Source organism: Streptomyces changanensis (assembly GCF_024600715.1).
In the GTDB taxonomy this organism is placed as follows: domain Bacteria; phylum Actinomycetota; class Actinomycetes; order Streptomycetales; family Streptomycetaceae; genus Streptomyces; species Streptomyces changanensis.
In genome coordinates, this window is the sequence record NZ_CP102332.1 from 2,707,998 (window position 1) to 2,731,773 (window position 23,776).

19 protein-coding genes and 1 tRNA gene are annotated in these 23,776 nt (G+C 73.9%); 15 read left to right on the forward strand and 5 right to left on the reverse strand.

Features of this window, described 5'->3' with window-relative positions; genetic code table 11:
- The first annotated feature begins 113 nt into the window (after positions 1 to 113).
- From NRO40_RS11980 to NRO40_RS11995, 4 genes are all read left to right on the forward strand, one after another.
- Entirely contained in the window at positions 114 to 1,448 is a 1,335-nt protein-coding gene (locus NRO40_RS11980; protein WP_058945150.1) for a hypothetical protein, read from the forward strand.
- Between the two features lie 222 nt (positions 1,449 to 1,670).
- Complete coding sequence (locus NRO40_RS11985; protein WP_058945151.1) at positions 1,671 to 2,090, forward strand: hypothetical protein; 420 nt, start codon at positions 1,671 to 1,673, stop codon at positions 2,088 to 2,090.
- Positions 2,091 to 2,109: 19 nt separating this feature from the next.
- The gene (locus NRO40_RS11990) at positions 2,110 to 4,335 is read left to right on the forward strand and encodes a DUF6571 family protein (protein ID WP_058945152.1); all 2,226 of its coding nucleotides are present in this window, start codon (positions 2,110 to 2,112) and stop codon (positions 4,333 to 4,335) included.
- Positions 4,316 to 5,008 carry a hypothetical protein gene (locus NRO40_RS11995; protein WP_058945153.1) on the forward strand — a complete coding sequence of 231 codons (693 nt, stop codon included), beginning with the start codon at positions 4,316 to 4,318 and terminating at the stop codon, positions 5,006 to 5,008. Before NRO40_RS11990 ends, NRO40_RS11995 begins: the two co-directional genes overlap by 20 nt.
- 53 nt (positions 5,009 to 5,061) lie before the next feature.
- Here NRO40_RS11995 and NRO40_RS12000 read toward each other — a convergent pair whose 3' ends face one another.
- Complete coding sequence (locus NRO40_RS12000) at positions 5,062 to 7,842, reverse strand: SUKH-4 family immunity protein (RefSeq protein WP_257375405.1); 2,781 nt, start codon at positions 7,840 to 7,842, stop codon at positions 5,062 to 5,064.
- Positions 7,843 to 7,849: 7 nt separating this feature from the next.
- Positions 7,850 to 8,833, reverse strand: a complete 984-nt coding sequence (locus NRO40_RS12005; RefSeq protein WP_058945432.1) for an SMI1/KNR4 family protein — start codon at positions 8,831 to 8,833, stop codon at positions 7,850 to 7,852.
- 229 nt (positions 8,834 to 9,062) lie between these two features.
- Between NRO40_RS12005 and NRO40_RS12010 the strand changes: the two genes are divergently transcribed.
- Together NRO40_RS12010 and NRO40_RS12015 are read left to right on the forward strand one after the other, a co-directional pair.
- Positions 9,063 to 9,602, forward strand: coding sequence for a YwqJ-related putative deaminase (locus NRO40_RS12010; RefSeq protein WP_058945431.1), 540 nt, complete (start codon positions 9,063 to 9,065; stop codon positions 9,600 to 9,602).
- A gap of 11 nt (positions 9,603 to 9,613) precedes the next feature.
- Positions 9,614 to 10,102: an SUKH-3 domain-containing protein gene (locus NRO40_RS12015; protein ID WP_058945430.1), complete on the forward strand. Its 489-nt coding sequence runs from the start codon at positions 9,614 to 9,616 to the stop codon at positions 10,100 to 10,102.
- A 387-nt stretch (positions 10,103 to 10,489) separates the two neighbouring features.
- Here the strand turns inward: NRO40_RS12015 and NRO40_RS12020 are convergent, their stop codons facing one another.
- Positions 10,490 to 11,818, reverse strand: a complete 1,329-nt coding sequence (locus NRO40_RS12020) for a sensor histidine kinase (protein WP_058945429.1) — start codon at positions 11,816 to 11,818, stop codon at positions 10,490 to 10,492.
- Between the two features lie 340 nt (positions 11,819 to 12,158).
- Here NRO40_RS12020 and NRO40_RS12025 point away from each other — a divergent pair.
- From NRO40_RS12025 to NRO40_RS12055, 7 genes are all read left to right on the forward strand, one after another.
- Positions 12,159 to 12,231, forward strand: a tRNA-Gln gene (locus NRO40_RS12025).
- A gap of 115 nt (positions 12,232 to 12,346) precedes the next feature.
- Positions 12,347 to 13,792, forward strand: a complete 1,446-nt coding sequence (gene glmU, locus NRO40_RS12030; protein ID WP_058945428.1) for a bifunctional UDP-N-acetylglucosamine diphosphorylase/glucosamine-1-phosphate N-acetyltransferase GlmU — start codon at positions 12,347 to 12,349, stop codon at positions 13,790 to 13,792.
- Between the two features lie 110 nt (positions 13,793 to 13,902).
- On the forward strand, positions 13,903 to 14,880 hold the full coding sequence (locus NRO40_RS12035; protein ID WP_257375406.1) for a ribose-phosphate diphosphokinase: 978 nt from the start codon (positions 13,903 to 13,905) through the stop codon (positions 14,878 to 14,880).
- A 284-nt stretch (positions 14,881 to 15,164) separates the two neighbouring features.
- A complete protein-coding gene (locus NRO40_RS12040) occupies positions 15,165 to 15,749 on the forward strand; it encodes a 50S ribosomal protein L25/general stress protein Ctc (protein WP_058945117.1) in 585 nt (194 codons plus the stop codon).
- Positions 15,750 to 15,818: 69 nt separating this feature from the next.
- Entirely contained in the window at positions 15,819 to 16,415 is a 597-nt protein-coding gene (pth, locus tag NRO40_RS12045) for an aminoacyl-tRNA hydrolase (RefSeq protein WP_058945118.1), read from the forward strand.
- 54 nt (positions 16,416 to 16,469) lie between these two features.
- Positions 16,470 to 16,940, forward strand: coding sequence for a hypothetical protein (locus tag NRO40_RS12050; protein ID WP_058945119.1), 471 nt, complete (start codon positions 16,470 to 16,472; stop codon positions 16,938 to 16,940).
- Positions 16,941 to 17,155: 215 nt separating this feature from the next.
- Positions 17,156 to 17,962 (forward strand): LPXTG cell wall anchor domain-containing protein, encoded by an 807-nt coding sequence (locus tag NRO40_RS12055; protein ID WP_058945120.1) that lies wholly within the window; start codon positions 17,156 to 17,158, stop codon positions 17,960 to 17,962.
- An 82-nt stretch (positions 17,963 to 18,044) separates the two neighbouring features.
- Here NRO40_RS12055 and ppc read toward each other — a convergent pair whose 3' ends face one another.
- A complete protein-coding gene (gene ppc / locus NRO40_RS12060) occupies positions 18,045 to 20,774 on the reverse strand; it encodes a phosphoenolpyruvate carboxylase (protein ID WP_058945121.1) in 2,730 nt (909 codons plus the stop codon).
- A 328-nt stretch (positions 20,775 to 21,102) separates the two neighbouring features.
- Between ppc and NRO40_RS12065 the strand changes: the two genes are divergently transcribed.
- Complete coding sequence (locus NRO40_RS12065) at positions 21,103 to 22,077, forward strand: acyl-CoA desaturase (protein ID WP_058945122.1); 975 nt, start codon at positions 21,103 to 21,105, stop codon at positions 22,075 to 22,077.
- Positions 22,077 to 22,748, forward strand: a complete 672-nt coding sequence (locus NRO40_RS12070; protein ID WP_058945123.1) for a TetR/AcrR family transcriptional regulator — start codon at positions 22,077 to 22,079, stop codon at positions 22,746 to 22,748. Before NRO40_RS12065 ends, NRO40_RS12070 begins: the two co-directional genes overlap by 1 nt.
- 112 nt (positions 22,749 to 22,860) lie before the next feature.
- Here NRO40_RS12070 and NRO40_RS12075 read toward each other — a convergent pair whose 3' ends face one another.
- Positions 22,861 to 23,688 carry a trans-aconitate 2-methyltransferase gene (locus NRO40_RS12075; RefSeq protein ID WP_058945124.1) on the reverse strand — a complete coding sequence of 276 codons (828 nt, stop codon included), beginning with the start codon at positions 23,686 to 23,688 and terminating at the stop codon, positions 22,861 to 22,863.
- Positions 23,689 to 23,776 lie beyond the last annotated feature (88 nt).

Genomic DNA, 23,776 nt, shown 5'->3' on the forward strand with positions numbered 1-23,776 from the left:
GATCCCCGCCCGCACCCCGTCCGGCCGACATTCATCCAACGCGGGTACGGCCCCGTCGAGAACCGGGCACCCTGGAGGTCCGGTTGAACGGGTTGAACACTCGGGGGTTCGCGATGGCGACACGGACACGCACACCCGACGGGGCACTGGCACGCTTGATGGCCGAGGCCGGCGTCGGCAACGAGAAGCTCGCCCGCAGGGTCAACGCCGTCGGCTCGGAACTCGGGCTGCGGCTGCACTACGACAAGTCGACGGTCTCCCACTGGCTGCGGGGCAGCGTGCCCAGGGCGGAGGCCCGGCCCGCCGTGGCGGAGGCGCTCTCCCGGCTGCTGGGCCGGCCCGTGACCGCCGCCGAACTGGGCTGGGGGGCGTGGCCCGACGCGGAGCGCGGCGTCGCCGCGGGGGTACTGGAGCTGAGCCGCGCGGACATGGACCCCTCACGTCGGGCCGTACTCGGCGCCGGCCTGTACAGCGCGACCCTGCTGGTGCCGTCGTTCCCGGACCTGGTCGGACGGACGGAGGCAGCCCGGGCGGGGCGGACGGTGCGCATCGGGGACGGCGACGTGGCGACGGTCCGGCGGATGACGGACAAGGTCGCGGAGATCCTGGACGAGATCGGCGCCGGCCACGCCCGCCCCATGGCGGCGGCGTTCCTGGCAAACACGGTCGGCCCGTGGCTGGAGGCGTCCGGCCCCGAGCGGGTGCGGCGCGACATGCGGGCCGCCGCCGCGGACCTCGTCTACCTGACCGGCTGGATGGCCATGTACGAGGAACGGCAGGGCCTCGGCCAGCGGTACTACGTCAAGGCGCTGCGACTGGCCGGGGAGGCGGAGGACCACGTCACGTACTGCCGCACCCTGCGCGGCATGAGCCTCCAGGCGTCCCACCTCGGGTACGGGCCGAGGGCGCTGGAGCTGGCCGACGGCGCGGCGGAGGCGGCGCCCGCCGCCGGGCCGCGCCTGGTGGCGTTCCTGCGGGGCCAGCAGGCGCACGCGTCCGCCATGGTCGGCGACCGGCACGCCGCTCTCGCCCGCCTGCGCGAGACGGAGACCGCCCTCGCACGGGCCGACGACCGGCGGGACGCGGTGGGCGGCTACGACGAGGCGGCCTACCACTTCCACGAGGCCCACGTCCGTTGGTGCCTGGGCGACGGCGAGGGCTCGGTGAAGAGCCTGCGCCGCTCCAACGCGGTACGCGCGCCGGAGGAGCGGCAGGGACGCCTCCACTGCCTGGGCGTGATCGCGGAACGGCAGTTCCGCATGCGGCACGTGGAGGCCGCATGCGCCACGTGGCACGCCTTCCTCGACGAGCACCTGACGGTCGCCTCCGCACGCGGTGACGCCCACCTCAGGACGCTCCTGGGCGCCGTCCCCGCGTACCGCGGCCTCCCCGCCGCCCGCGACCTGGAGGAACGCGCCCGCCACGTCGCCGCGGTGAAGGCGGCGTGACCCACACCCCTCCCTGCGGCACCACGGCCCGGCTGTCCCGCGAGCAGAAGGGCCGTTCCGCCCCGCGTCAACGGGGCGGTGAACCGGCCACCCCACCGCAACGCGCCCAAATCCAGCCACCGTTGGCCCGCAGAGTCGCCGCCTCGGTACCGTCGCGTGGTACGCAGGTGACGCAGAGCCACGGCCGCGTACAGCGGGCAGCGGACAGCGACGGGGGCGCCGATGGCGTGGGACGAGTGGGAGCAGGCCAAGCGGGACGCCGCGACGCGCATGCGGCTCAACCAGCTGCCGCCCGACGCGCGCGGGACGGCCTCCGTCAACGCGGACCTCGTCGTGCACGACCAGGTCCTCGGCGCCCTGGGCGACCTCGCCCGGCAGCTCCGCGACCGCGTCGCACGCGACGGCGACCACGCCCGTACCGCCACCGCCGACGCCGCGCTCGAACTGACCGCCGACGGCCTCGGCCTCGGTCGCGCCCTGCACGCGCTGCACGACGCCTGGACCACGAAGCTGGGCACCCTGAAGGACGCCTGCGCGCACATCTCCAACCACCTCGACCACTCGCGGTCCGTCCACGCCGAGGACGATCACAAGATCGCGACCGACATGCCGGTGTCCCGCATCTGGGACGCGATCAAGTGAGCGGGAGCTGCGGCACACCATGGTCACCTTGCAGGAGCTGCGCGACCTACGCCTCGGCAGGCTCGGCACGGCGGTCGCGCACTGGGAGCAGACGGTCCGCAAGCTGGCGGCCCTCGCGGAGGGCGGCGACGGCGTGAGCGCGGCCGACCTCGCCGCCCGGGCGAAGGCCGCGCACTGGAAGGGCGACAACGCCACCGTCACCAAGGCGTTCACGGTGACGACCGCCCGCCAGTTCACCGACATCCTCACCGAGGCCCGCAGCGTCCACGCGGTCCTCCGCGACGCCCACACGGCCCTCGCCGGACACCAACGCGACCTGACGGCCGCCCTGGCCCGCTGGCACGCCGAGAACGTCCGCTTCGACGCCCGGGGCAGGGCCCACGGGGTCGTCCGGCACGCCGACAACTCCGCACCCGACAAACCCGTCGCACCGGAGGTCCTCCAAGCGGCGGCGCAGGAGGTCGCGGCGATCCTCGAAGCCGCGTCGGAGACCGACCGCGTCGCCGGCCGCGCACTGCTCCGCCACGCCCGCAGCACCCACGACTTCGACGAGACCGGCTACCGAAGCCTCCGGGACGCCGACCGCGCGCAGGGCCTCGCCGACGTGAACGCCGCGCTGCGGCTCGCCGCCAAGGGCCCCGACCTGACGGACGCGGAGCTCCAGCGGTTCAACCTCCTGGCGCGCCACCACCGCGACAACCCGGCGTTCGCCGAGGCGTTCGCGACGCGCCTGGGCGCGCGAGGCACGCTGGAGTTCTGGCGCGGCCTCGCGGGCGGCCCCTACCCGGGCCCGCGCGCCGACAGCGCCCGCGCCGAGCTGCTGGCGGCCACGCAGAAGTACCTCGGCACGACCCTCGCCACGGCCAGCCACGGCACGTCGCCCGAGATGCGGGCGTGGCGGAGCGGCGTCATCGCGGCGGGCGGCGAACGCGTCGGCGAGAACGGCCCGTACGGCTTCCAGGTGACCAGCGCCCTGATGCGCCACGGCACGTGGGACTCCGGCTTCCTGAACGCGTACGGCGGCGAGCTCATCGAGTTCGAGCGCGCCAACCCCCGCCACGGCGGCCCCGAGGAGCTGTGGGCCACGACCCGCGGCCAGCGCCTCACGTACCCGGAGACCGACTCCCCGGTCCTCGCCAACGACCCGGTCAACGGCTTCCTGGAAGCGCTGGGCCACAACCCTCGGGCGTCGCTGGAGTTCTTCACGGACCACGACCACTGGAAATACCTGGTCGACAAGGCGCCCACCAACGCGGAGGCCCGCGACTGGCCGACCGACCGCGACGGCAAGACTCCCGGCTACGCCCACCTCGGCCACGCCCTGGAGGCGGCGACCCTGGGCTACCCGTACGACGCGGTGAACCCCCAGGTGCCAAGCGGAACGTCGGCGGAGACGACCGCCGCCCGTAACAGCCTGATGGAGAACGTCGTGGAGTACTACGGCTCGCCTTCCGCCATCGACAGGCACGACGGCATCCGCCCCAGCCTGGCCCGCATGGCGGCGGGATACATCGACAGCCTGAACTACTCCGTCGATGACTTCGGTGGCAGCGGGGAGGACAACGGGCGCGAGGTCCTGTTCGGTGTGGAACGGCACGGACTGCACGACTTCGGGCGCTACCCGAGCGCGGAGTTCCTCCGCGCTGTGGCCAGTGAGCAGAGCGCCTACGAGACGGTCTCCGCCGCGCAACAGCTGTACGGGGCCAGCGCAATGGCCGCACAAGGTGATGACGCGGCCGCGGCACGGCACGTAGGCACACACAGCGTCCACATGCACGGCCTGCTGGACGAGGCCCGGTCCGAGGCGATCGGCAAGGAGTTCGCCGATGACGCGGAGCGCCGCAACCTCGAGCTGGAGAAGCAGGCGGCGTGGCGGGGCTTCGCGACGTCGGCGGTGGTGGGGGCGGGCGTCGGAGCGGGCACGGCACTCGTCACCGGCACTGGCATCGGCGCCGTCCTCATCCCGATCGCGATCGAGACCGTGGGCGGTGCCGCAGAGACGCACGTGCAGACGCAGATGATGGACTGGCTGAAGGCCAACAAGTACGACAACAGTGACGATGCTGTGGACAGCCTGACTGCGGCACGCGGACTGGGCGAGCGGCAGGCTGTCGTCCCGCTGCTGGGATGGGCGAGGTCCCAAGGACTCAGTCCTGGCGAGGTCTCGACGCTCATGGACCAGGCAGAGCACCGGTACGTGAGTGGGCGCAGTCTGAACGACACCGATGACCGACGGGGGCACTGACATGCGGCGGGGATGGGTCGCGGTACTGCTGTTGCTGGGGCTCAGTGGGTGCGCCATCAGCCCGACAGCGAACGAACCCAAGCCTGATGACCGCGCACGATGTGAGGGGGTCCTCGGCACATCGGCCATCACGTGGCTGCAACGACGCAGGGCCCAAGAGGAACTCCGATTCGGAGCGGACCTCGGTGTCGACGCGGCACGGGACCGAATTCTCGAAGAGCTCGGCGCCTGGAGACCTGACTCTTCCCCTACCGACTCATTCAGCGCGGACATGTGCTTCGTAGACGGTGACGGGCCGGGTGACTACATCCTCGATTACCGCACGTCACACGACCCGCTGGAGACCGTCGGGGCGCAGACCCCTCGGGGTACCCGCGCGAAGGTCAACGCCGATGTCGTCCTGACGTCTGACTGGATTCCCCCCGGCGCGGAGAGCGCCAGGCCGGGCGAGGGGATCTACCGGGTCTACGTCGCCTGCCAAGCGCCGCAGGCGGTTCCTGAGCAGCGGACCGGCGTTTTCCTCAGGGGCGAGCTCACCGACACCCTCACCGGCGAAACCGACCCCCGCGTCCCCTACACCCACCTCCTCCACTCCGCCCGCGTCATGGTCAAGGCTCTCGGGTGTGCCAACGAGCCCGTCGTGCCCGCGCGACCGCCCGCTTCCGTGCGGTGAGGCGGGGAAGGGCCCCGGCCGCGAGGTGCTGCGGCGGGGCCCTTTCCATGGGGTTACAGCAGGCCGTCCCACATCTGTTCCAGCAGGACCGACCACCAGCTCTCCGGGGACGACAGGGCCGCCGGGTCCAGCATGGCGAGCTGGGCCTGGAAGTCCATCGTCCAGCGGCCCGCCTGCTCCGGGGTGAGGCCGAAGCGCAGGCGCCACATGCGGCCCAGGAGGGCCAGGCAGCGGGTGAACTCGGGCAGGCCCGTGTTGACGAACTGCGGCGCCACCGGCCGGCCGCCCGGGCCCGCCTCCACCGGGACGGCCACGATGTGCGCCGTGCCGTACTGGACGCAGAGCGCGCGGCCGAAGTCGGAGCCGAGCACCAGGTACGAGCCCGCGTCCGCCGCCGGCTGGACCTGCCGCTGGGCGGCCAGTTCGGCGAGGGTCGGGACGACCGGCTGGGCGGGCTGCGCCCAGAAGAACGGCCCGAAGTCCGCCGGGAGGCCCGCCCACACCAGGGTGCGCGCGACCAGTTCCGGTACGCCCTGGCGGGACACGGCCCGCTGGTCGAAGCGGAGGATGCCGTGCGGTCCGAAGGCGCCCGCCAGTTCCTGCGCGATGCCCTCGGGCGGGATCGGCGGGGCCGGCTGCACCGGCGGCAGCGGGGCGCGTACCGGGGCGGGGCGGGCGGGCCCGTCCGCGACCTGGTGCAGCTCGCCCTGGTGGGCGATCAGCTGCCGCATGCCCTGCTGGCGGCTCGCGTGGTCGTGCCCGTACGGGGCGATGGACGTGATCCGCGCCTGCGGCCACGTCTCCCGGATCATGCGGGCGCAGTAGCCGCCCGGCAGTTCACAGGAGGCCAGTTCGGTGTGGAGCTCCAGCACCTGGTGCGGCGGCACGTTCATGGCGCGCAGCTCGTGCAGGATCTGCCACTCGGGGTGGGGCGTGCCCGGTGCGGAGCGGCGGATGATCTGCGCCTCGGAGCCGTCGGGAGCGCGGTAGCGCAGGACGACCTGGTAGCCGGGGCCCACCGCGGGCAGGCCGGTCGGCTGGGGCTGCGGGTAGCCGTACGCGGGCGCGCCGGGGGGTGGTACCGGGCCGGGGGCGCCCGGCGGCGGTACGACTCCGGGCGCACCCGGTGCGCCGGGCGGGCCGGGGGGCGCCGGCGGGCCGCCGGGGCCGGGGTGCGCCAGCATCGTCGCGGCCTGGTGCACGCCACCGGGGGGCGTTCCGCCCGGGACGCCCGGGACGCCCGGGACGCCGGGGGCTCCGGGCGGGCCGGGGGGTGCGAGGGGGCCGCCGGGGCCCGGGTGGGCGAGCATCGTGGCCGCCTGGTGGGCGGAGCCGCCGCCCGGGGGCGGGGTCGACCCGGGCGGAGCCGGGGGTCCGGGAGGCCCGGGAGGTCCGGGGCGGCCGGGGCGTCCCGGCGGGCCGGGGGGCGGGGGTGTACCCGGGCCGCCGGGGGCGCCGGGACCGGGGTGCGCCAGCATCGTCGGCGCCTGGTCCACCGTGCCCGCTCCGGGCGGCGGCGTGGCGCCCGACGGCTGGGGGCCGCCCGGACCGAGGGGGGACATCAGCTGTGTGGGCACGTACCCGCCGGCGGCGGGCGGCGGGGTCGCCGGGTTCGCCGCGGGCCGCGCGCCGGGGGTGCCCGGGGCGCCCGGCGGCGGGGTCGACGGACCGCCGCCGCGCGGACCGGCGCCGGGCGCGGGCGGCGTGACGGCCGCCTTGCCGGTCGTCGCGTCCGCGATGTCGGCGGCGCGGACCGCGTCCGTGCCGAGCGCGGGCGAGACGGCGGTGCGCGGCAGCTGGCTGCCGCCCTGCATCAGCGCGGTGGGCGCGTCCGCCGGTACGGACGGGGGCGGGGTGTCGTCGTCGTCCGCGCCGGACAGCGGCGGGGCGAAGACCGTCGCCGGGAGCGGTACGGAGACGTCGTCGTCCGCGCCGCCGAGGGTGCTCGTGTCGTTCCAGGCGGACGGCGGCGGCGTGGCCATGCCGCCGCTGGGGGCGGGCGTGGGGGCGGGGGCGGGCGTGGAGGCGGGAGCGGAGCCCGCGCCTCCGGTCTGCGCGCCTGCGGTGTGCCCGTCTCCGGTCTCCGCGCCTGCGGGGCTCCCACCGGTCGCGGGGCGAGGGCCCGTACCCGCCGTTCCCGTACCCGCCGTTCCCGTACCGTCGCCCGCGTCGTCCGACGGGGCCGGACCGGGGGCGCCGAAAGGCGGCGGGGCGGGGGTGCCGAAGGGCGGCGGGGCGGGGGCGTCCGGGGATCCCGGGCCGGCCGGGCCGGTACCGGACGCCGGCGTCGGCGCCCCGCCCGGCGTCCCGGGCCCCGGCTCCGGACCGCCGCCCGTGGCCACAGCACCAGCCGTACCCGCGGCACCGGCCGTACCCGCGGCACCGGCCGGAGCCGCCGCGCCGCCCGTACCCGCCGCGCCGCCCGCGGTCGCGTCCTCGCGCCGTCCGTCCGGTACGCCCATGCGGTCCGCCGCGTCCTGGAGCCACTCCGGGGGCGTCAGCAGGAACGACGTCTGGTTCAGGTCGATGCGCTCCGGCGGCCGTGCCGCCTCCGCGTCCCGCGCCTCCTCGGCCCGCACCCCGTACTCCTCCTCGTACCGGCGGATCACCTCGCCCACCGGCAGCCCCGGCCACAGCGTGGCCTCGCCGCTGTCGCGGGCGACGACCAGACGCTGCCGGCCGCCGTCCGACGACGGGCCGTCGGCGCGGTCCTCGGCCCACGCGACGAAGCCCAGCTCGAACTCCCGCACCCGCACCTCGCGGTGCTGGTACGCCGGCACGTCGCCGTTGATCCACTCCTCGGCGCGCTCCTGCGCCTGCGCGAACGTCACCATCGGACCGTCACTCCTCGCCCGTGACCGGGACGGCCCGCGCGAAGCCGCCGTCCACCATCAGGTTCGCCACCGTCTCCAGCTCGGGCGGGCTGCCCGCCAGCCGCTGCAGGAACTCGTCGAAGTCGGCCCCGCACGGCAGCAGAAGCCGCTCCATGCGGTCCTGGACCGTCGTGCCGTCGCCGTCACGCGCGTCGTCGTACGCGCAGAACCACACCGAGCCCGCCCCGGCGCCGCGCACCCGCACCGCCACCAGGCCGCCCTGGACGAAGGCGACGCCCAGGTAGTCCTTGGTGAGGTGGTCGCGCAGGCACTTGTTGACGTACACGAGGTCGTTGACCCCGGCCTCGTCGCGCACCGTGAAGAAGGGCTGGTCCACCAGCAACCCCAGCTCGGCGTCGAGGGCGACGCCGACGGGCGCGCAGCCGCCCGCCGCCTTGAGGAACGAGCGGTAGGCGCCCGGCAGCCGGTAGCCGAGGTCCTCCTCGACGCCCTGCAGCTGCGTCTCGGAGACGGAGACCGCGCTCCTCGGCAGCCCGAAGTGCGCGGGCCGGGTCTCCTGGAGGGGGCGCGTGCCGCGCTTGCCGTGGTCGACGGCCGCGGTGGCGAGCCCGCCGTGGTGCCGCAGCAGCGCCTTCACCTCGACGGGGACGAGCTCCATGCGGCGCGTGCCGGGGACGTGGTGCCAAGTCCAGCCGTGAGGCGTGCCGACCGCCGGGACGGTGTCCCACAGGGCGTGGCCGGCGGCCTTCAGGGCCGCGTTCGCCGAGACGTAGTCCGTCAGCCGGAGCTCGTCCACGCCGAAGCCCTCCGGCGGCTCCGCGATCTCCGCGGCGGCGCGGGCGTAGGGCGAGAAGTCCGGGTGGCCGTCGGCGTCCATCCGCACCCCTCTGGGGTGGCGGGCGGCCCGGACGGGGTCCGGGAAGTGCACGACCTGCCCGGCGTAGGCCGCGTTCGGCGGCGCGGCGCGGTGCCCGAGCCGACCTGTCGTCATGGCGGTTGCCCCCTGGCTGCTGCTGGCTGGTTCCGCACAGCCTATGCGGTGGGGCCGGAGGGCGGCCGGTACCTCCGTTCCGGTGACCATCCGTCACCCCCAGGTGACCCATCGGCGATCATGCGACACACCCGTGGCACGTTTCGGCGACCCCGTTTCCCATCTCCTCACCCATTTGGCAGTCTGTCCCCGCAACTGGGGGGATTGCACAGAGGGGAAACGCACCACCATGCACGCAGCGCCATCAGGAACCACACCCGCCGCACCGGACGCGGGCCACGGCGGCGGTGACCCGCGCCTGTCGTGGAGCAGCGCGGCCCCCGGCCCCGCGCCGGCGCTGCGCCACCGGCGCGACGGGATACTGCCGACCGTCGGCGCGGCCCTGTCCGTCCGCGGCGAGACCCTCACGTGCACCGCCGCCCGCGGCAACCAGCCGCCCGTCCTGCACCCCCTCGTGCAGGACTTCCTCGACACGCTCACGAGCGGGCAGCGCGAGCGGTACACGGGTCGCTGCCCCGAGGCGATCCTGCTCTCCCGGCACCTGAGCGCCATGGAGAGCGGCCGCTCCAAACGAGCCCGGCGCAAGCCGCTGACCACGGGCGAGGCGAAGCGGACCCTGCGGAACGCCAAGGTCACGGCGCGGCGCATCCGCGAGGACGGCGACCCGCTGCACGGCAGCTACGCCGCGCCCTGCCGCTCCTGTGCCGCCCTCCTCGCGCACTTCGGCGTACGCCCCGTCGACCCGACCGCGACCCACCAGAACGGCTGACCGCACCCGACATGCCCGACATCGACACCACCCGCTTCTCCGTCGCCGTGGACGCCGCCCTGCGCGAGGCCGGCTGGCAGCCCGGCCGCTGGGACATCCAGCAGGCCGAGCACTGGGCGGACGCCCTGCGCGCGCACGTCTCGCCCGCCGGCCACCGGCACAGCGTGTTCCCCGCGGCCGTGGAGGCGTGGGCCGAGTTCGGCGGCCTGCGGATCACACCGCCGGGGCAGGGCCGGCAGATCGCGCCGACGCCGCTGCTCATGGACCCGCTCGCCGGGCTGCACCTGGCCCGCAGCCTGTCCGACCTGGGCCGGGCGCTGGAGACGGAGCTGGCGCCGCTGGGCGCGGAGACCGACGACCAGGCGGTGCTGGCCATCGACATCGACGGACGGGTGTACAGCCTTGACCACGCGGGCGACTGGTACCTGGGCCCGGACGTCGACCACGCCCTGTCCGCCCTGATCACCGGCGTGCACCCGGTCCGCCTCACCAACCCCTGACGGGTCGGCCCGCCGGCACCGCCCCCCGCCGCCGGGCCGTGGCGCCCGCACCCGTACCGCGTGCCGCGTGCCGTGCGCCGTGCGCCGAGTGCCGAGTGCCGCGCACCGCCCGGCGCAGCCCGCCGGCGGGCCATGGCGCCCGTGCCCGTACCGCCCACCGCCCGGCGCCCGGCGCCCGGCGCCCGAGAAACAGCGCCGTCCTTGCCGCCACCGGACCATGGCGCCGCGCACGTACCCGCCCAGCAGGCGGAGCCCCGGCGCCCCCACGTGACCGTCGGGCCGGTCCGCCGTACCGCCCGGCGCCCGAAGCCCCGTCGCGGACCCGTACCGCCCGGCGCCCGAAGTCCCGTCGCGGACCCGTTGCCGCGCGGGTGGTCGGCCGGGGGCTCAGGTGGTGGCCGGCAGAACCGCCGAGACGCGGAAGCCGCCCGCGTCCGTCGGGCCGGAGACGAAGACGCCGCCCAGGGCGGTGACGCGCTCGCGCATCCCCACCAGGCCGTTGCCGCCGCTCGGCAGGTCGGCGTCGGCGGCGGCCGCGTCGCACGGCCCGTTCTCCACCTGCATGGCGACCTCGTCGCCGCGGTGCGCGAGCCGGACGACGACCTTCGAGCCCGCCGCGTGCTTGTGGACGTTGGTCAGGGCCTCCTGCACCACGCGGTACGCGGTCTGCTCGACCTCCGGCGCGTACTCCCGCGCGTCCCCCGACACCAGCAGCTCGACCACCGTGCCCGCCGCGCGGGACTGCTCGACGAGTTCCTCGACGTCACGGAGACACGGCCCGTCCTCGCCGCCGGCCGCCTCGGCGGCCGACGCGGCGGTCGCGGCCGGTCCCACGGCCGCCGGGCGCGCCGCGCCGCGGCGCGCGGCCGGGGGCGGGGGCGGGGAGACGGGATCGGAGCGGAGCACGCCCAGCATCTCCCGCAGTTCGGTCAGGGCCTGGCGGCCCATCTCGCCGACGAGCGCCGCGTTCCTCACGGCCTTCTGCGGGTCCTTCAGGGCGACCGCCTGGAGCGCCGCGGCGTGCACCACCATGAGGCTGACCCGGTGGGCGACCACGTCGTGCATCTCGCGGGCGATCCTCGTCCGCTCCTCGGTGCGCGCCAGCTGCGCCCGCTGCTCCGCCTGGTCGGCGAGGAGCGACAGCTCCTGCTCCAGGCTGTCGGCCCGCTCGCGCAGGCTCTCCATGAGCCGTCGGCGTGCCCCTATATAGAGACCGAACAGCACGGGCGGGGCGGTCAGGCCGACGGCCATGAACGCCGACACCAGCGGCACGTACCAGGAGCCCGTCTCGAAGTCCGCGGCGGCGACGTCCTGCCGCACGCGGACGAAGGTCACCAGGAAGGACGCGGCGAGCGACATCCCCGCGAGAGCGGCGGTGATCCGCCGGGGCACCTCGCAGGCGGCGAGCGAGTACAGGCCGACGAACCCCATGACGTAGCCCATTTCGGCCGGGGTGACGGCGATGGCGACGAGGACGACGACGATCGGCCACCGGCGCCGCAGGACCAGCACCGATCCGACGACCAGCCCGAACAGCACCCCCACCGGCAGCGGCAGGCCGGCGTCGCCGGCGAAGCCGGCGCCCTCGGCCGCGCACTCCAGGGCCGACAGGACCCCGAGTCCGATGTCCAGCGCGGCGCTGCGCCGCCTCCCCCACCACCAGGGACCGCGCGCGGGCGTGCCCGCCGTGTCCTGGTGTGCCCCCGTCGTGGTCATGTCTCCCAGCCTACGGGCGGCCTCCGGAGCCCCGCCCGGCACCGTCAAGGCCGCCGCCCACGCCCTCCCGGCACCACCGCCCCGCCCCTTCCCGGCACCACCACCCGCCACCACCGCGCCCCGCCACGCCCCCCACATCGCCCCCGACCGCGCCCCGCCACACCACCACCGCGCCCCCGATCACGCCTGCGCGCGCAGGCCCACCGGCGCCGTCACGCCCGGCGCCGGCGTCGCCTCCCCGCGCAGGCCACCGGCACCGTCGCACGCAGGGCGCCCCGTACGGCATAGTGTTGCGTGCCGGTCCGGCGCACCGACTTCTCGTCCGGTACGGCCGGGTTGATCCCCCATGGTGTAATCAGGCAGCACTGCGGGTTTTGGTCCCGTATGTTCAGGTTCGAATCCTGATGGGGGAGCCTGTCGCGGCGACATCAGCGGTCCTGGCCTCCGGGCCGGGACCCGCCCCCCTCTCGCTCGGGAAACCCCCCGGTATCCTGCGGGTGTCCACCACCCGAAGCCGAAGGGCCACTCGTGAGCGCCAACCCCCCGGCCGCAGTCATCGTCCTCGCCGCGGGTGAGGGCACCCGCATGAAGTCCAAGACCCCCAAGGTCCTGCACGAGATCTGCGGCCGTTCCCTCGTCGGACACGTCGTCTCCGCCGCGCGCGAGCTGGACCCCGAGCACCTGTGCGTCGTCGTCGGCCACGCCCGCGAGCAGGTCGCCGGGCACCTGGCGGAGCACTACCCGGGGTCCCGCACGGCCGTGCAGTACGAGCAGAACGGCACCGGTCACGCGGTCCGCATGGCCCTGGAGGAGCTGGGCGAGGTCGACGGCACCGTGGTCGTGGTGTGCGGCGACACCCCGCTGCTGTCGGGCGGGACGCTCGGCGCGCTCGCCGCGACCCACGCCGCCGACGGCAACGCCGTCACGGTGCTGACGGCCGAGGTCCCGGACTCCACCGGCTACGGCCGCATCGTGCGCGACCCGGGGACGGGCGCCGTCACGGCGATCGTGGAGCACAAGGACGCCACGGACGCCCAGCGCGCCATCAGCGAGATCAACTCCGGTGTCTTCGCCTTCGACGGGCGTCTCCTCGCCGACGCGCTCGGCAAGGTCCGCACGGACAACAGCCAGGGCGAGGAGTACCTCACCGACGTGCTCGGCATCCTGCGCGAGGCCGGGCACCGCGTCGGCGCGTGCGTCGCGGGCGACCACCGCGAGATCCTCGGCATCAACAACCGCGTGCAGCTCTCCGAGGCCCGCGCGCTGCTCAACCGGCGCCTCCTGGAGCGCGCCATGACCGCCGGCGTGACCGTGGTCGACCCGGCGTCCGTGCAGCTCGACGTCACGGTGACGTTCGAGCGGGACGCGGTGGTCCACCCCGGTACGCAGCTGCTGGGCACCACGCACCTCGCGGAGGACTGCGAGGTCGGCCCCAACACCCGGCTGAAGGACACCACGGTGGGCCGCGGCGCCCGTGTGGACAACACCGTCGCGGACTCCGCCGAGATCGGCGAGAGCGCCACCGTCGGCCCGTACGCGTACCTGCGCCCGGGCACGCGCCTCGGCGTCAAGAGCAAGATCGGCACGTACGTCGAGACGAAGAACGCCACGATCGGCGACGGCACGAAGGTGCCGCACCTGTCGTACGTGGGCGACGCCACCATCGGCGAACAGACGAACATCGGCGCCGCCAGCGTCTTCGTGAACTACGACGGCGAGAAGAAGCACCACACGACGATCGGGTCCCACTGCAAGACGGGCTCGGACAACATGTTTGTGGCTCCCGTCACGGTCGGGGACGGTGCCTACACCGCCGCCGGCTCCGTGATCACCAAGGACGTGCCGGCCGGTGCGCTGGCCGTGGCCCGTGGTCAGCAGCGGAATATCGAGGGTTGGGTGGCCCGCAAGCGACCCGGGAGCGCCGCCGCGCAGGCGGCCGCGACGGCCGGCGGCGAGCCCGAGGGCGGCGCCTGACCGAAAACGAGTACGCCGTACTGGGCGTACCGTGATACGTGCACACAAATTCGGCTGGTTCGCGGCACACGGGACGCGCGGCCAGGGAACACGTCTGAGGAGACAGTGCTGTGACCGGGATCAAGACGACCGGCGAGAAGAAGCTGATGCTCTTCTCCGGCCGCGCCCACCCCGAGCTGGCCGAGGAGGTCGCGCACCAGTTGGGCGTCGACCTGGTGCCGACGAAGGCGTTCGACTTCGCCAACGGTGAGATCTACGTCCGCTTCCAGGAGTCGGCGCGCGGTGCGGACTGCTTCCTGATGCAGAGCCACACGGCTCCCATCAACAAGTGGATCATGGAGCAGCTGATCATGATCGACGCTCTGAAGCGGGCCTCCGCCGCGAGCATCACCGTGATCATCCCGTCCTACGGCTACGCCCGCCAGGACAAGAAGCACAAGGGCCGCGAGCCGATCTCGGCGCGTCTCGTCGCCGACCTGCTGAAGTGCGCGGGCGCGAACCGCATCCTCACAGTGGACCTGCACACCGACCAGATCCAGGGCTTCTTCGACGGCCCGGTCGACCACCTGACGGCGCTGCCGGTCCTCGCCGACTACGTGGGCGCCAAGGTCGACCGCTCCAAGCTGACGATCGTCTCCCCGGACGCCGGCCGCGTACGCGTCGCAGACCGCTGGTGCGACCGGCTGGAGGCCCCGCTGGCGATCGTGCACAAGCGCCGCGACAAGGACGTCGCCAACCAGGTGACCGTCCACGAGGTCGTCGGCGAGGTCGAGGGCCGCGTGTGCGTCCTGGTCGACGACATGATCGACACCGGTGGCACCATCTGCGCCGCCGCCGAGGCGCTCTTCGCGCACGGCGCCGAGGACGTCATCGTCACCGCGACGCACGGCATCCTCTCCGGCCCGGCCGCGGACCGCCTGAAGAACTCGAAGGTCAGCGAGGTCGTCCTGACCAACACGCTGCCGACCCCGGGCGAGCTGGAGCTCGACAAGATCACGGTGCTGTCGATCGCGCCGACGATCGCCCGCGCGGTGCACGAGGTCTTCGAGGACGGTTCGGTCACCAGCCTCTTCGAGGAGCAGGGCTGACCGGGTCCCGCCCCCGGTCCGGAAGGCCGTCTCCCCCGCACGGGGAGGCGGCCTTCCGGCCGTCCCGGGGGGGGGCCGCCGCCCCTTCCCCCGGCGGTCGGCGATGATCCAGTTGGGTCCGGCGGCGGGCGGCGCGTAGACTGGGCGGGTTGCTCGGCGAGGGAGGCCGTGGTCGTGACGACCGCGGCGGTCCGTTATCGACGCGCTCTTCGTAGCAGGCCAAGTCCAGTCGTGGCCGAGTGACCGCGACCAGATGTCCGTTCCATGCTTACGAGGAGTGCTCCATGTCCGAGGTGAAGATCTCCGCCGAGACCCGCAGCGAGTTCGGCAAGGGTGCCGCCCGCCGCGTCCGCCGCGAGAACAAGGTTCCGGGCGTCCTGTACGGCCACGGCGCCGACCCGGTCCACGTGACCCTGCCGGGCCACGACCTGATGATGGCCCTCAAGACCTCCAACGCGCTGCTCGCGCTGCAGCTCGACGGCAAGACCGAGCTGGCCATCCCGAAGGCCGTGCAGCGCGACCCGCTGAAGGGCTTCATCGTGCACGTCGACCTGCTGCTCGTGAACCGCGGCGAGCAGGTCAACGTCGAGATCCCGGTCCAGACCGAGGGCGAGCTGGCCGCCGGCGGCAACCTCCTGGAGCACGTGCTGAACGCGCTGCCCGTCGAGGCCGAGGCCACCCACATCCCCGAGTCCCTGACCGTCTCCGTCGAGGGCCTGGGCGCCGGCGACTCCGTCCTGGCGAAGGACATCCCGCTGCCCAAGGGCGTCACCCTGGCCGTCGAGGCCGACACCGTCGTCCTGCAGGTCCTGGCCGCGCAGGCCGAGGAGCCGGCCGCCGGCGAGGGCGACGAGGCCACCGAGGCCTGAACAGCCCGAGCCTGATGTCGTCGTGGGGGTGCACCGCACCCCCCACACCCCTTCCGGAGGCACACGCAGATGACGACCGACGCCAGCGCCCCCTGGCTGATCGCGGGGCTGGGCAACCCGGGCCCCGGTTACGCCGCGAACCGGCACAACGTCGGCTTCATGGTGGTCGACCTCCTCGCCCAGCGCGTCGGCGGCTCGTTCAAGCGCCACGGCAAGGCACAGGCGCAGGTCGTCGAGGGGCGCATCGGCCCGCCCGGACCGGCCGGCCGTCGCGTCGTGCTGGCCAAGCCGATGGCGTACATGAACCTCTCCGGCGGGCCCGTCACCCAGCTGCGGGACTTCTACAAGGTGCCCACCGCCCACGTCGTGGCCGTCCACGACGAGCTGGACATCGACTTCGGCGCGCTCCGCCTCAAGCTGGGCGGCGGCGACAACGGCCACAACGGCCTCAAGTCGATGACCAAGGCCATGGGCCCCGACTACCACCGGGTGCGGTTCGGCATCGGGCGCCCGCCCGGCCGGATGCAGGTCGCCGACTTCGTCCTCAAGGACTTCTCCGGCGCCGAACGCAAGGAGCTCGACTACCTGGTGGACCGCGCTGCGGACTCCGTCGAGGCACTGGTCACCGAGGGCCTGGAGCGCGCACAGTCCGCTTACAACTCCTGACGGACCGGCCCCGGAATTGACCCGGCGCGGTCCCATGGCCAAGGATCGCGCCCCATGAGCCCCAAGAAGCGGACCTCTGTTCTGCCGTTCGCCCGTGTCACCGCCATGGCGCTCGTCGCGCTGCTGCTGGTGGTCGCGGGCGTCTGGGCGTCCTGGGGCACCGCGCAGCACGTGCTGCTCTCCCAGGGGCGCGAGCACGGCACGCTGACCGTCACCGGGTGCGGCGACGAGGTGTGCACGGGCCGGTTCGTCCCCGAGGACCCCACCCCGCCGCGCACGGACACGACGATCGCGCGGTCGGTCGCCGTCGAGAAGGGCGGCCGGTACGCCGTCGTCGTGAAGCCCGGCACCACCGAGGCCGTGCGCACCGGCTGGGCGGGCGGCCTCCACGCGTGGCTGCCCCTGGGCGGCGCGCTGCTGCTCGCCTCGCTGGTCATCGGCGGCGGACTGCGCTGGACCCGGGGCGCGTACGCCGCGGGCGCGGCGGGCGGCGCGCTGCTCGTGGCGGCGTTCTTCGCGCTCTGACGGGGCGTCAGCAACCGTCGCGGAGCGGCCTTGTGGCGGAACCGGTACGGATCCCCGTACAACCAAACGCGCCGTGGCCGAAACGTGATGGCGAGTCTCGAAGACAAACGGTACGAACCCTTCCGGATGCCCAGGATCCCCCTTGACTGGTGCGCCGTGCCACAGGAAGCTGAGCCGCCCCCCACGGCACCGTCACCTCTCACGTTGGACTGCCCATGCGCTCCCTTACGAAGACCACCGGCGCCCTCGTGGCCGCCGCGGCCGTCGGTCTGCTCTCCGCCCCCGCCGCCCACGCCACCAAGGGCGACACCTACTCCCCCGTGCTGCGGCAGGAGCTGCCCCGCACGGCGACCGACGAGGGCGCCCCTCAGCAGGGCGCCGGCACCTGCGCCGACATCCCCGCGGACCAGGACGGCTGGCACTTCGTGCTGCCCGGCAACACGGCCCGCTTCGTCAAGCTGACGGTCACCTTCGAGCCGGGCGGCCAGCAGGTCGTCACCGTCTTCGGCCCGCCGTCCGACAAGCACGCCTACGTCGCTTCGGCGCCCGGCGCCACGCTGACCTCGGTCGTCGCCGAGGTGAAGGGCGGCGACCTGAAGAAGTTCAACCTGTCGCACACCTGCCCGGCGAAGACCTCCCCGAGCGAGAACCCCTCGGAGAACCCCTCCGAGAACCCGAGCGGGAACCCGAGCGAGAACCCGTCGGAGAACCCGTCCGGGAACCCGAGCGAGAACCCCTCGGAGAACCCGAGCGAGAACCCCTCCGAGAACCCCTCGGAGAACCCCTCCGAGTCCCCCGCGACCACGCCGTCGCCTTCCGTGACGCCGGGTGAGCCCGCGCCGTCCGAGTCCGTCCCGGGCGGGACCGCGCCGAGCGCCGCGCCGTCCGAGGGCCCCGCGACCGGTGACCTCGCCGAGACCGGCAGCAGCGCCCCCGTCGGCCTCCTCGCCGCGCTCGCCGGCGCGCTCGTCGCCGGTGGCGCCGTCCTGGTGATGCGCCGCCGCAAGGCCCAGCAGCACTGACGGCACGCGCCCAGCGCGTGAACGGGGCGGGCCCCCGCCGGAGCGAATCCGGCGGGGGCCCGTTCCGTGTGCGGGGGCGCGGTCAGCCGGTGTTGCGCAGACCGGCGGCCACGCCGTTCACGGTGAGCAGCAGGGCGCGGGCCAGCAGCGGGTCGGCCGGCTCGCCGGCGGCCGCCGCGTCGCGCTGCCGCTTCAGCAGCGCCACCTGGAGGTAGGAGATCGGGTCCAGGTAGGCGTCGCGGACGGTGAAGGTCTGCCGGAGGGCGGGCTGCGCCTCCAGCAGCTCCCGCTCACCGGTGACCGCGAGGACCTGCTGCACGGTCAGGGCGTGCTCGGCCTCGATGGTGGCGAAGACGTGCCGCAGCTCGGTGGGGACGAGCGTCTCGACGTAGTGCCGGGCGATCCGCAGGTCGGTCTTGGCGAGGGTCATCTCGACGTTCGACAGGAAGTTGCGGAAGAAGTGCCACTGCCCGTACATCTCGGCGAGGACGTCGTCGAGGCCGGCGTCGCGCAGCGCCTTCAGGCCGGAGCCCACCCCGTACCAGCCGGGCACGATCTGCCGGGACTGCGTCCAGCCGAAGACCCACGGGATGGCCCGCAGCCCGTCCAGGCCGGCGCCCGAGTCGGGGCGGCGGGACGGCCGGGAGCCGAGGTGCAGCTCCGCGAGCTGGTCCACCGGGGTGGAGGCGAAGAAGTACGCCGGCAGGTCCGGGTCCTCCACGAGCCTGCGGTAGGCCGAGTGCGCGGCGTCCGAGACGGTGTCCATGGCCGCGTCCCAGCGGGCGAGGGACTCGTCGGACTGGCGGGGCGCGGTGTGCAGGGCGGACGCCTGGAGCGTCGCGGCGACGGTCAGCTCCAGGTTCTCCCGCGCGAGGGACGGGATGAGGTACTTGTCGGAGATGACCTCGCCCTGCTCCGTGACCTTGATCTCGCCCTCCAGGGTGCCCCAGGGCTGGGCGAGGATCGCGTCGTGCGAGGGGCCGCCACCGCGGCCGACCGTGCCGCCGCGGCCGTGGAAGAGCCGCAGCCGCACGCCGTAGCGGTGGGCGACGTCGCGCAGCCTGCGCTGCGCGCGGTGGATCTCCCACTGGGAGGTGGTGATGCCGCCGAACTTGGAGGAGTCGGAGTAGCCGAGCATGACCTCCTGGACGTCGCCGCGGAGGGAGACGAGCCGCCGGTAGGAGGGGTCGGCGAGCATGTCGTTGAGGATGACGTCGGCGGCCTTCAGCTCGTCCGTCGTCTCCAGCAGCGGCACGATGCCGATCTTCGCCCAGCCGGCGTGCAGGTCGACGAGGCCGGCCTCGCGGGCGAGGACGGCGGCGGCGAAGACGTCGTCGGCGCCCTGGCACATCGAGATGATGTACGACTCGATGACCTCGGGCCCGAACCGCTCGAAGGCCGCCTTCACCGTGTGGAAGACGCCGAGGGTCTTCTCGCCGGCGGCGTCGAGCGGCGCCGGGGTCGGGGCGAGCGGGCGGCGGGAGCGCAGCTCCTTGGCGAGGAGCTTCTGCCGGTACTCGCGGGGCATGTCCGCGTACCGCCACGACTCCTCGCCCAGCCGGTCGAAGAGCTGGCCGAGGGCGTGGTGGTGGGCGTCGGCGTGCTCGCGGACGTCCATCGTGGCCAGCTGGAGGCCGAACGCGGACAGGGTGCGGATGGTGCGGTCCAGGTGCCCGTCGGCGAGGAGGCCGCCGCGGTGCTCGCGCAGGGAGCGCTGGATCAGGGTGAGGTCCTCGAGCAGCTCGGAGGTGCCGAGGTAGTCGCGGCCCTCCTGGTGCCCGGTGCCCCGGGCGAGCCGCTCACGGGTGTGGACCAGCTTCTGCCGGATGCAGGTGGCCTTGAGCCGGTACGGCTCCTCGGCGTTCAGCCGCTTGTAGCGGGGGCTGATCTCGGGGAGGCGCTCCAGGTCCTGCTGGAGGGAGTCCAGCAGCTCGGGGGTGGCGCCGGCGTACCGGATGGAGTTGGAGAGCAGGCCGCGCAACTCGTCGATCATCTCGATGGCGTCGGTGAGGCCGTGCTCGTGCTGGAGGATCAGCACGTCCCAGGTGACGGCCGGCGTCACGTTGGGGTTGCCGTCGCGGTCGCCGCCGATCCAGGTGCCGAAGGTGAGGGGGCGGGTGCCGGGCGGCAGCTCGACGCCGACCCGCTCCAGCTCGGCGGCCAGGTCCTCCAGGACGTCGCCGACCGCGCCGGCGTGCAGCTCGTCCAGGTAGTAGATGGCGTTGCGGGCCTCGTCGGCGGGCTCGGGGCGCACCACGCGCAGCTCGTCGGTCTGCCACACGAGGTCGATGTTCTCGGCGAGCCGCAGGTCGTGGCGGCGCCGGTCGGCGCCGGTGACCGGCTCGTCGAGGAGGGCGGCGATGCGGCGCAGCTTGTTCAGCACCGAGCGGCGCGCGGCCTCGGTCGGGTGCGCGGTGAAGACCGGCCGGACGTTGAGGTTGCGGACCGCCTCACGGACGTGGTCCGGGTCGCCGTCCTTCAGCATGTCGGCGGTCCGCGCCAGCAGGCCGCCCTCGGCGGCGCGCCGCTCGCGCATCTCCCGGCCGCGGTGGACCTGCTCGGTGACGTTGGCGAGGTGGAAGTAGATCGAGAAGGCGCGGACCAGCCGGGCGGCGGTCTCCAGGTCCGTGTCGCCGAGCAGCTCGGCGGCGGCCTCGCCGTCCTCACGGGTCAGGTGGCGGACCTTCTCGACGAGCTCGAGGAGCTCGGGCCCTTCCTGCCGTACGAGCGTCTCGCCCAGCAGGTCACCCAGTCGGCGGATGTCGGCACGCAGCTCGGCGCTGGCGGAAGGGGTCTGGTCGGCACTGCTCACAGGTGCGGCTCCTTGCAGTGATGAGCACGTCTGGAGGGGGTACTGCTGTGGTGTCCCGGGATCGTCCCTTCGAACTACCGGCGGGTTTGGCGGGTCGATCCCTCGGGGACGCTGCGGACCGCGCTGTCCGACGACACCCAGGATAGGTGTCCTCCCGGGCCGCGCCGTGCGCAGCCCTCTTGCCGCGAGCCGGTGCGCTGCCATACTTACGACGCCGTAGGTTACGGAACCGTAGCCACGCTGCCCCTACGACGACCCCCATCCCCCATCCCCGACACCCATCCCCCGTCTCCTCCCTCATCCCTTCCTCTCACCCCCAGGGACGCCCATGACCACGAGCCCCGACGTGTTCGACACCGCGACCGACGACACCGCCGTGCCGTCCGCCACCCTCGGCGGCGACAACAAGCGGTCCATCGAGCAGATCGCCCTCCTCCTCTTCATCACGGTGCCGTTCCTGGCCCTGGTCGCGGCGGTGCCGCTCGCCTGGGGCTGGGGCGTCAGCTGGCTCGACCTGGGCCTGCTCGTCGCGATGTACTACATCGGCTGCCACGGCATCACGATCGGCTTCCACCGCTACTTCACCCACGGCTCGTTCAAGGCGAAGCGCCCCCTGCGCATCGCCCTCGCCGTGATGGGGTCGATGGCGGTGGAGGGGCCGCTGGTGCGCTGGGTGGCGGACCACCGCAAGCACCACAAGTTCTCGGACGCCGAGGGCGACCCGCACTCCCCGTGGCGGTTCGGCGAGTCCGTGCCCGCGCTGATGAAGGGCCTGTGGTGGGCGCACATCGGCTGGATGTTCGACGAGGAGCAGACCCCCCAGCAGAAGTACGCCCCGGACCTGATCAAGGACCCGGCGCTCCGCCGGATCTCCCGCCAGTTCCTCCTGTGGACGATCGTGTCGCTGGCGATCCCGCCGGTCGTGGGCGGTCTGGTGACGATGTCCTGGTGGGGCGCGTTCACGGCGTTCTTCTGGGGCTCGCTCGTGCGGGTCGCGCTGCTGCACCACGTCACGTGGTCGATCAACTCCATCTGCCACGCCGTCGGCAAGCGCCCGTTCAAGTCGCGTGACCGCTCGGGCAACGTCTGGTGGCTGGCGGTGCTGTCGTGCGGCGAGTCCTGGCACAACCTCCACCACGCCGAGCCGACCAGCGCCCGGCACGGCGTCATGCGGGGCCAGGTGGACTCCAGCGCCCGGCTGATCCGCTGGTTCGAGAAGCTGGGCTGGGCGTACGACGTGCGCTGGCCGAGCCCCGAGCGCATCGAAGCCCGCCGCCAGTCGCACTCCGCGAACGCGGCATGATGGACGGTGTGGCGATCGACGGCAGTGGTACCAGCAGCGACAAACCGAGGCGCGGACGCCGCGTCCGCATGACGGGCGCGGAGCGCCGCCAGCAGCTGCTCGACATCGGCCGCACGCTGTTCGCCACGCGCGGTTTCGAGGGCACGTCGGTGGAGGAGATCGCGGCCAAGGCCGGGGTGTCGAAGCCGGTCGTCTACGAGCACTTCGGCGGCAAGGAGGGGCTGTACGCCGTCGTGGTCGACCGCGAGATGCGCCAGCTCCTCGACATGGTGACCAGCGCGCTCACTGCGGGGCACCCGCGCGAGCTGCTGGAGCAGGCGGCGTTCGCGCTGCTGGACTACATCGAGACGTACACGGACGGCTTCCGGATCCTCGTGCGGGACTCACCGGTGGCCCAGTCGACGGGTACGTTCGCGTCGCTGATCTCCGACATCGCCACACAGGTGGAGGACATCCTGGGCCTGGAGTTCAAGGCCCGCGGCTTCGACCCGAAGCTGGCCCCGCTGTACGCGCAGGCGCTGGTGGGCATGGTGGCGCTGACCGGCCAGTGGTGGCTGGACGCCCGCAAGCCGAAGAAGGCGGAGGTCGCCGCCCACCTGGTGAACCTCGCCTGGCACGGCCTGGACGGCCTGGAGCCGAAGCCCCGCCTGATAGGCCACCGCAAGTCCTGACCCGGCCCCCGCGCCCCTCCCCCGCCCCGCGCCCGCCCCGGCCCCCGCGGGCCGGGCGCGGGGACCGGGACGGGGACCGGACGGGGCCGGCCCGGAGGCGCGGGCCGGACGGTCAGTACTCCTTCCGGGCGACGGCGAAGACGCGGCGGTACGGGAAGACCGTGCCGTGCGGCCCCGGCGGGTACGCCTTGCGGAGCAGGTCCCGGTACTGGGACAGGAACTCCCCGGCGGCCGCGTCGTCCCCCTCCAGGGCGGTGAGGACGGGGCGCAGCGCGGTGCCCTTGACCCAGTCGAGCACGGGGTCCTCCCCCTGCAGCAACTGCGCGTACACCGTCTCCCACACGTCGGCCGTGCAGCCGAGGTCGGTGAGCCGGCCGAGGTACTCCGTCGCGTCGAGGACGTGGACGAAGCGCCGCCCGTGTCCGGCGAGGCGGGAGCGCCATCGGGGGCTGTCGCACAGCTCGCCGAGGAGGGCGTGGCTGGGCGCGGTGAAGTTGGCCGGCACCTGGAAGGCGAGGGTCCCGCCCGTGACGACGCCCTCCAGCCAGCCCGCGAAGGAGTCCGGATGGTCCGGCACCCATTGGAGCGCGGCGTTGGAGACGATCAGGTCGTACGGCTCGTCGGGCGTCCAGTGCGCGGCGTCGGCATGGCGGAAGTCGAGCCAGCCACCGCCGGGCGTCGTGCCGGCGTGGTGCTTGTCGGCCTGCTCCAGCATCTCCGGGGACAGGTCGAAGCCGGTGATGTGGGCGTCGGGCCAGCGCTCGGCGAGCAGCGCGGTGACGTTGCCGGGTCCGCAGCCGAGGTCGGCGATGCGGGCGGGCCTCCCTTCCGCGGTGGCGGGCAGTTCCGGTATCCGGGCGAGCAGGTCCAGGAACGGACGGGTGCGGTGGCCGGAATGCCTCAGGTACTGCTCCGGATCCCACGTGGGTGCGGAATGCACGGTCGAACCCCCTTGCTGGTGCCAGTTGTCTAAGCGGAACGTTGCTCCAGGCGGGGCCCGCTCAATCGTCCGGAAACACATTTCTTGA

What these genes read in the sequence shown, in the direction of transcription:
- NRO40_RS11980 (WP_058945150.1), top strand. Translation starts at nt 114, where the DNA reads ATGGCGACACGGACACGCACACCCGACGGGGCACTGGCACGCTTGATG.
- NRO40_RS11985 (WP_058945151.1), top strand. Translation starts at nt 1,671, where the DNA reads ATGGCGTGGGACGAGTGGGAGCAGGCCAAGCGGGACGCCGCGACGCGC.
- NRO40_RS11990 (WP_058945152.1), top strand. Translation starts at nt 2,110, where the DNA reads ATGGTCACCTTGCAGGAGCTGCGCGACCTACGCCTCGGCAGGCTCGGC.
- NRO40_RS11995 (WP_058945153.1), top strand. Translation starts at nt 4,316, where the DNA reads ATGACCGACGGGGGCACTGACATGCGGCGGGGATGGGTCGCGGTACTG.
- NRO40_RS12000 (WP_257375405.1), bottom strand. Translation starts at nt 7,842, where the DNA reads ATGGTGACGTTCGCGCAGGCGCAGGAGCGCGCCGAGGAGTGGATCAAC.
- NRO40_RS12005 (WP_058945432.1), bottom strand. Translation starts at nt 8,833, where the DNA reads ATGACGACAGGTCGGCTCGGGCACCGCGCCGCGCCGCCGAACGCGGCC.
- NRO40_RS12010 (WP_058945431.1), top strand. Translation starts at nt 9,063, where the DNA reads ATGCACGCAGCGCCATCAGGAACCACACCCGCCGCACCGGACGCGGGC.
- NRO40_RS12015 (WP_058945430.1), top strand. Translation starts at nt 9,614, where the DNA reads ATGCCCGACATCGACACCACCCGCTTCTCCGTCGCCGTGGACGCCGCC.
- NRO40_RS12020 (WP_058945429.1), bottom strand. Translation starts at nt 11,818, where the DNA reads ATGACCACGACGGGGGCACACCAGGACACGGCGGGCACGCCCGCGCGC.
- NRO40_RS12040 (WP_058945117.1), top strand. Translation starts at nt 15,165, where the DNA reads ATGTCCGAGGTGAAGATCTCCGCCGAGACCCGCAGCGAGTTCGGCAAG.
- pth (WP_058945118.1), top strand. Translation starts at nt 15,819, where the DNA reads ATGACGACCGACGCCAGCGCCCCCTGGCTGATCGCGGGGCTGGGCAAC.
- NRO40_RS12050 (WP_058945119.1), top strand. Translation starts at nt 16,470, where the DNA reads ATGAGCCCCAAGAAGCGGACCTCTGTTCTGCCGTTCGCCCGTGTCACC.
- NRO40_RS12055 (WP_058945120.1), top strand. Translation starts at nt 17,156, where the DNA reads ATGCGCTCCCTTACGAAGACCACCGGCGCCCTCGTGGCCGCCGCGGCC.
- NRO40_RS12065 (WP_058945122.1), top strand. Translation starts at nt 21,103, where the DNA reads ATGACCACGAGCCCCGACGTGTTCGACACCGCGACCGACGACACCGCC.
- NRO40_RS12070 (WP_058945123.1), top strand. Translation starts at nt 22,077, where the DNA reads ATGGACGGTGTGGCGATCGACGGCAGTGGTACCAGCAGCGACAAACCG.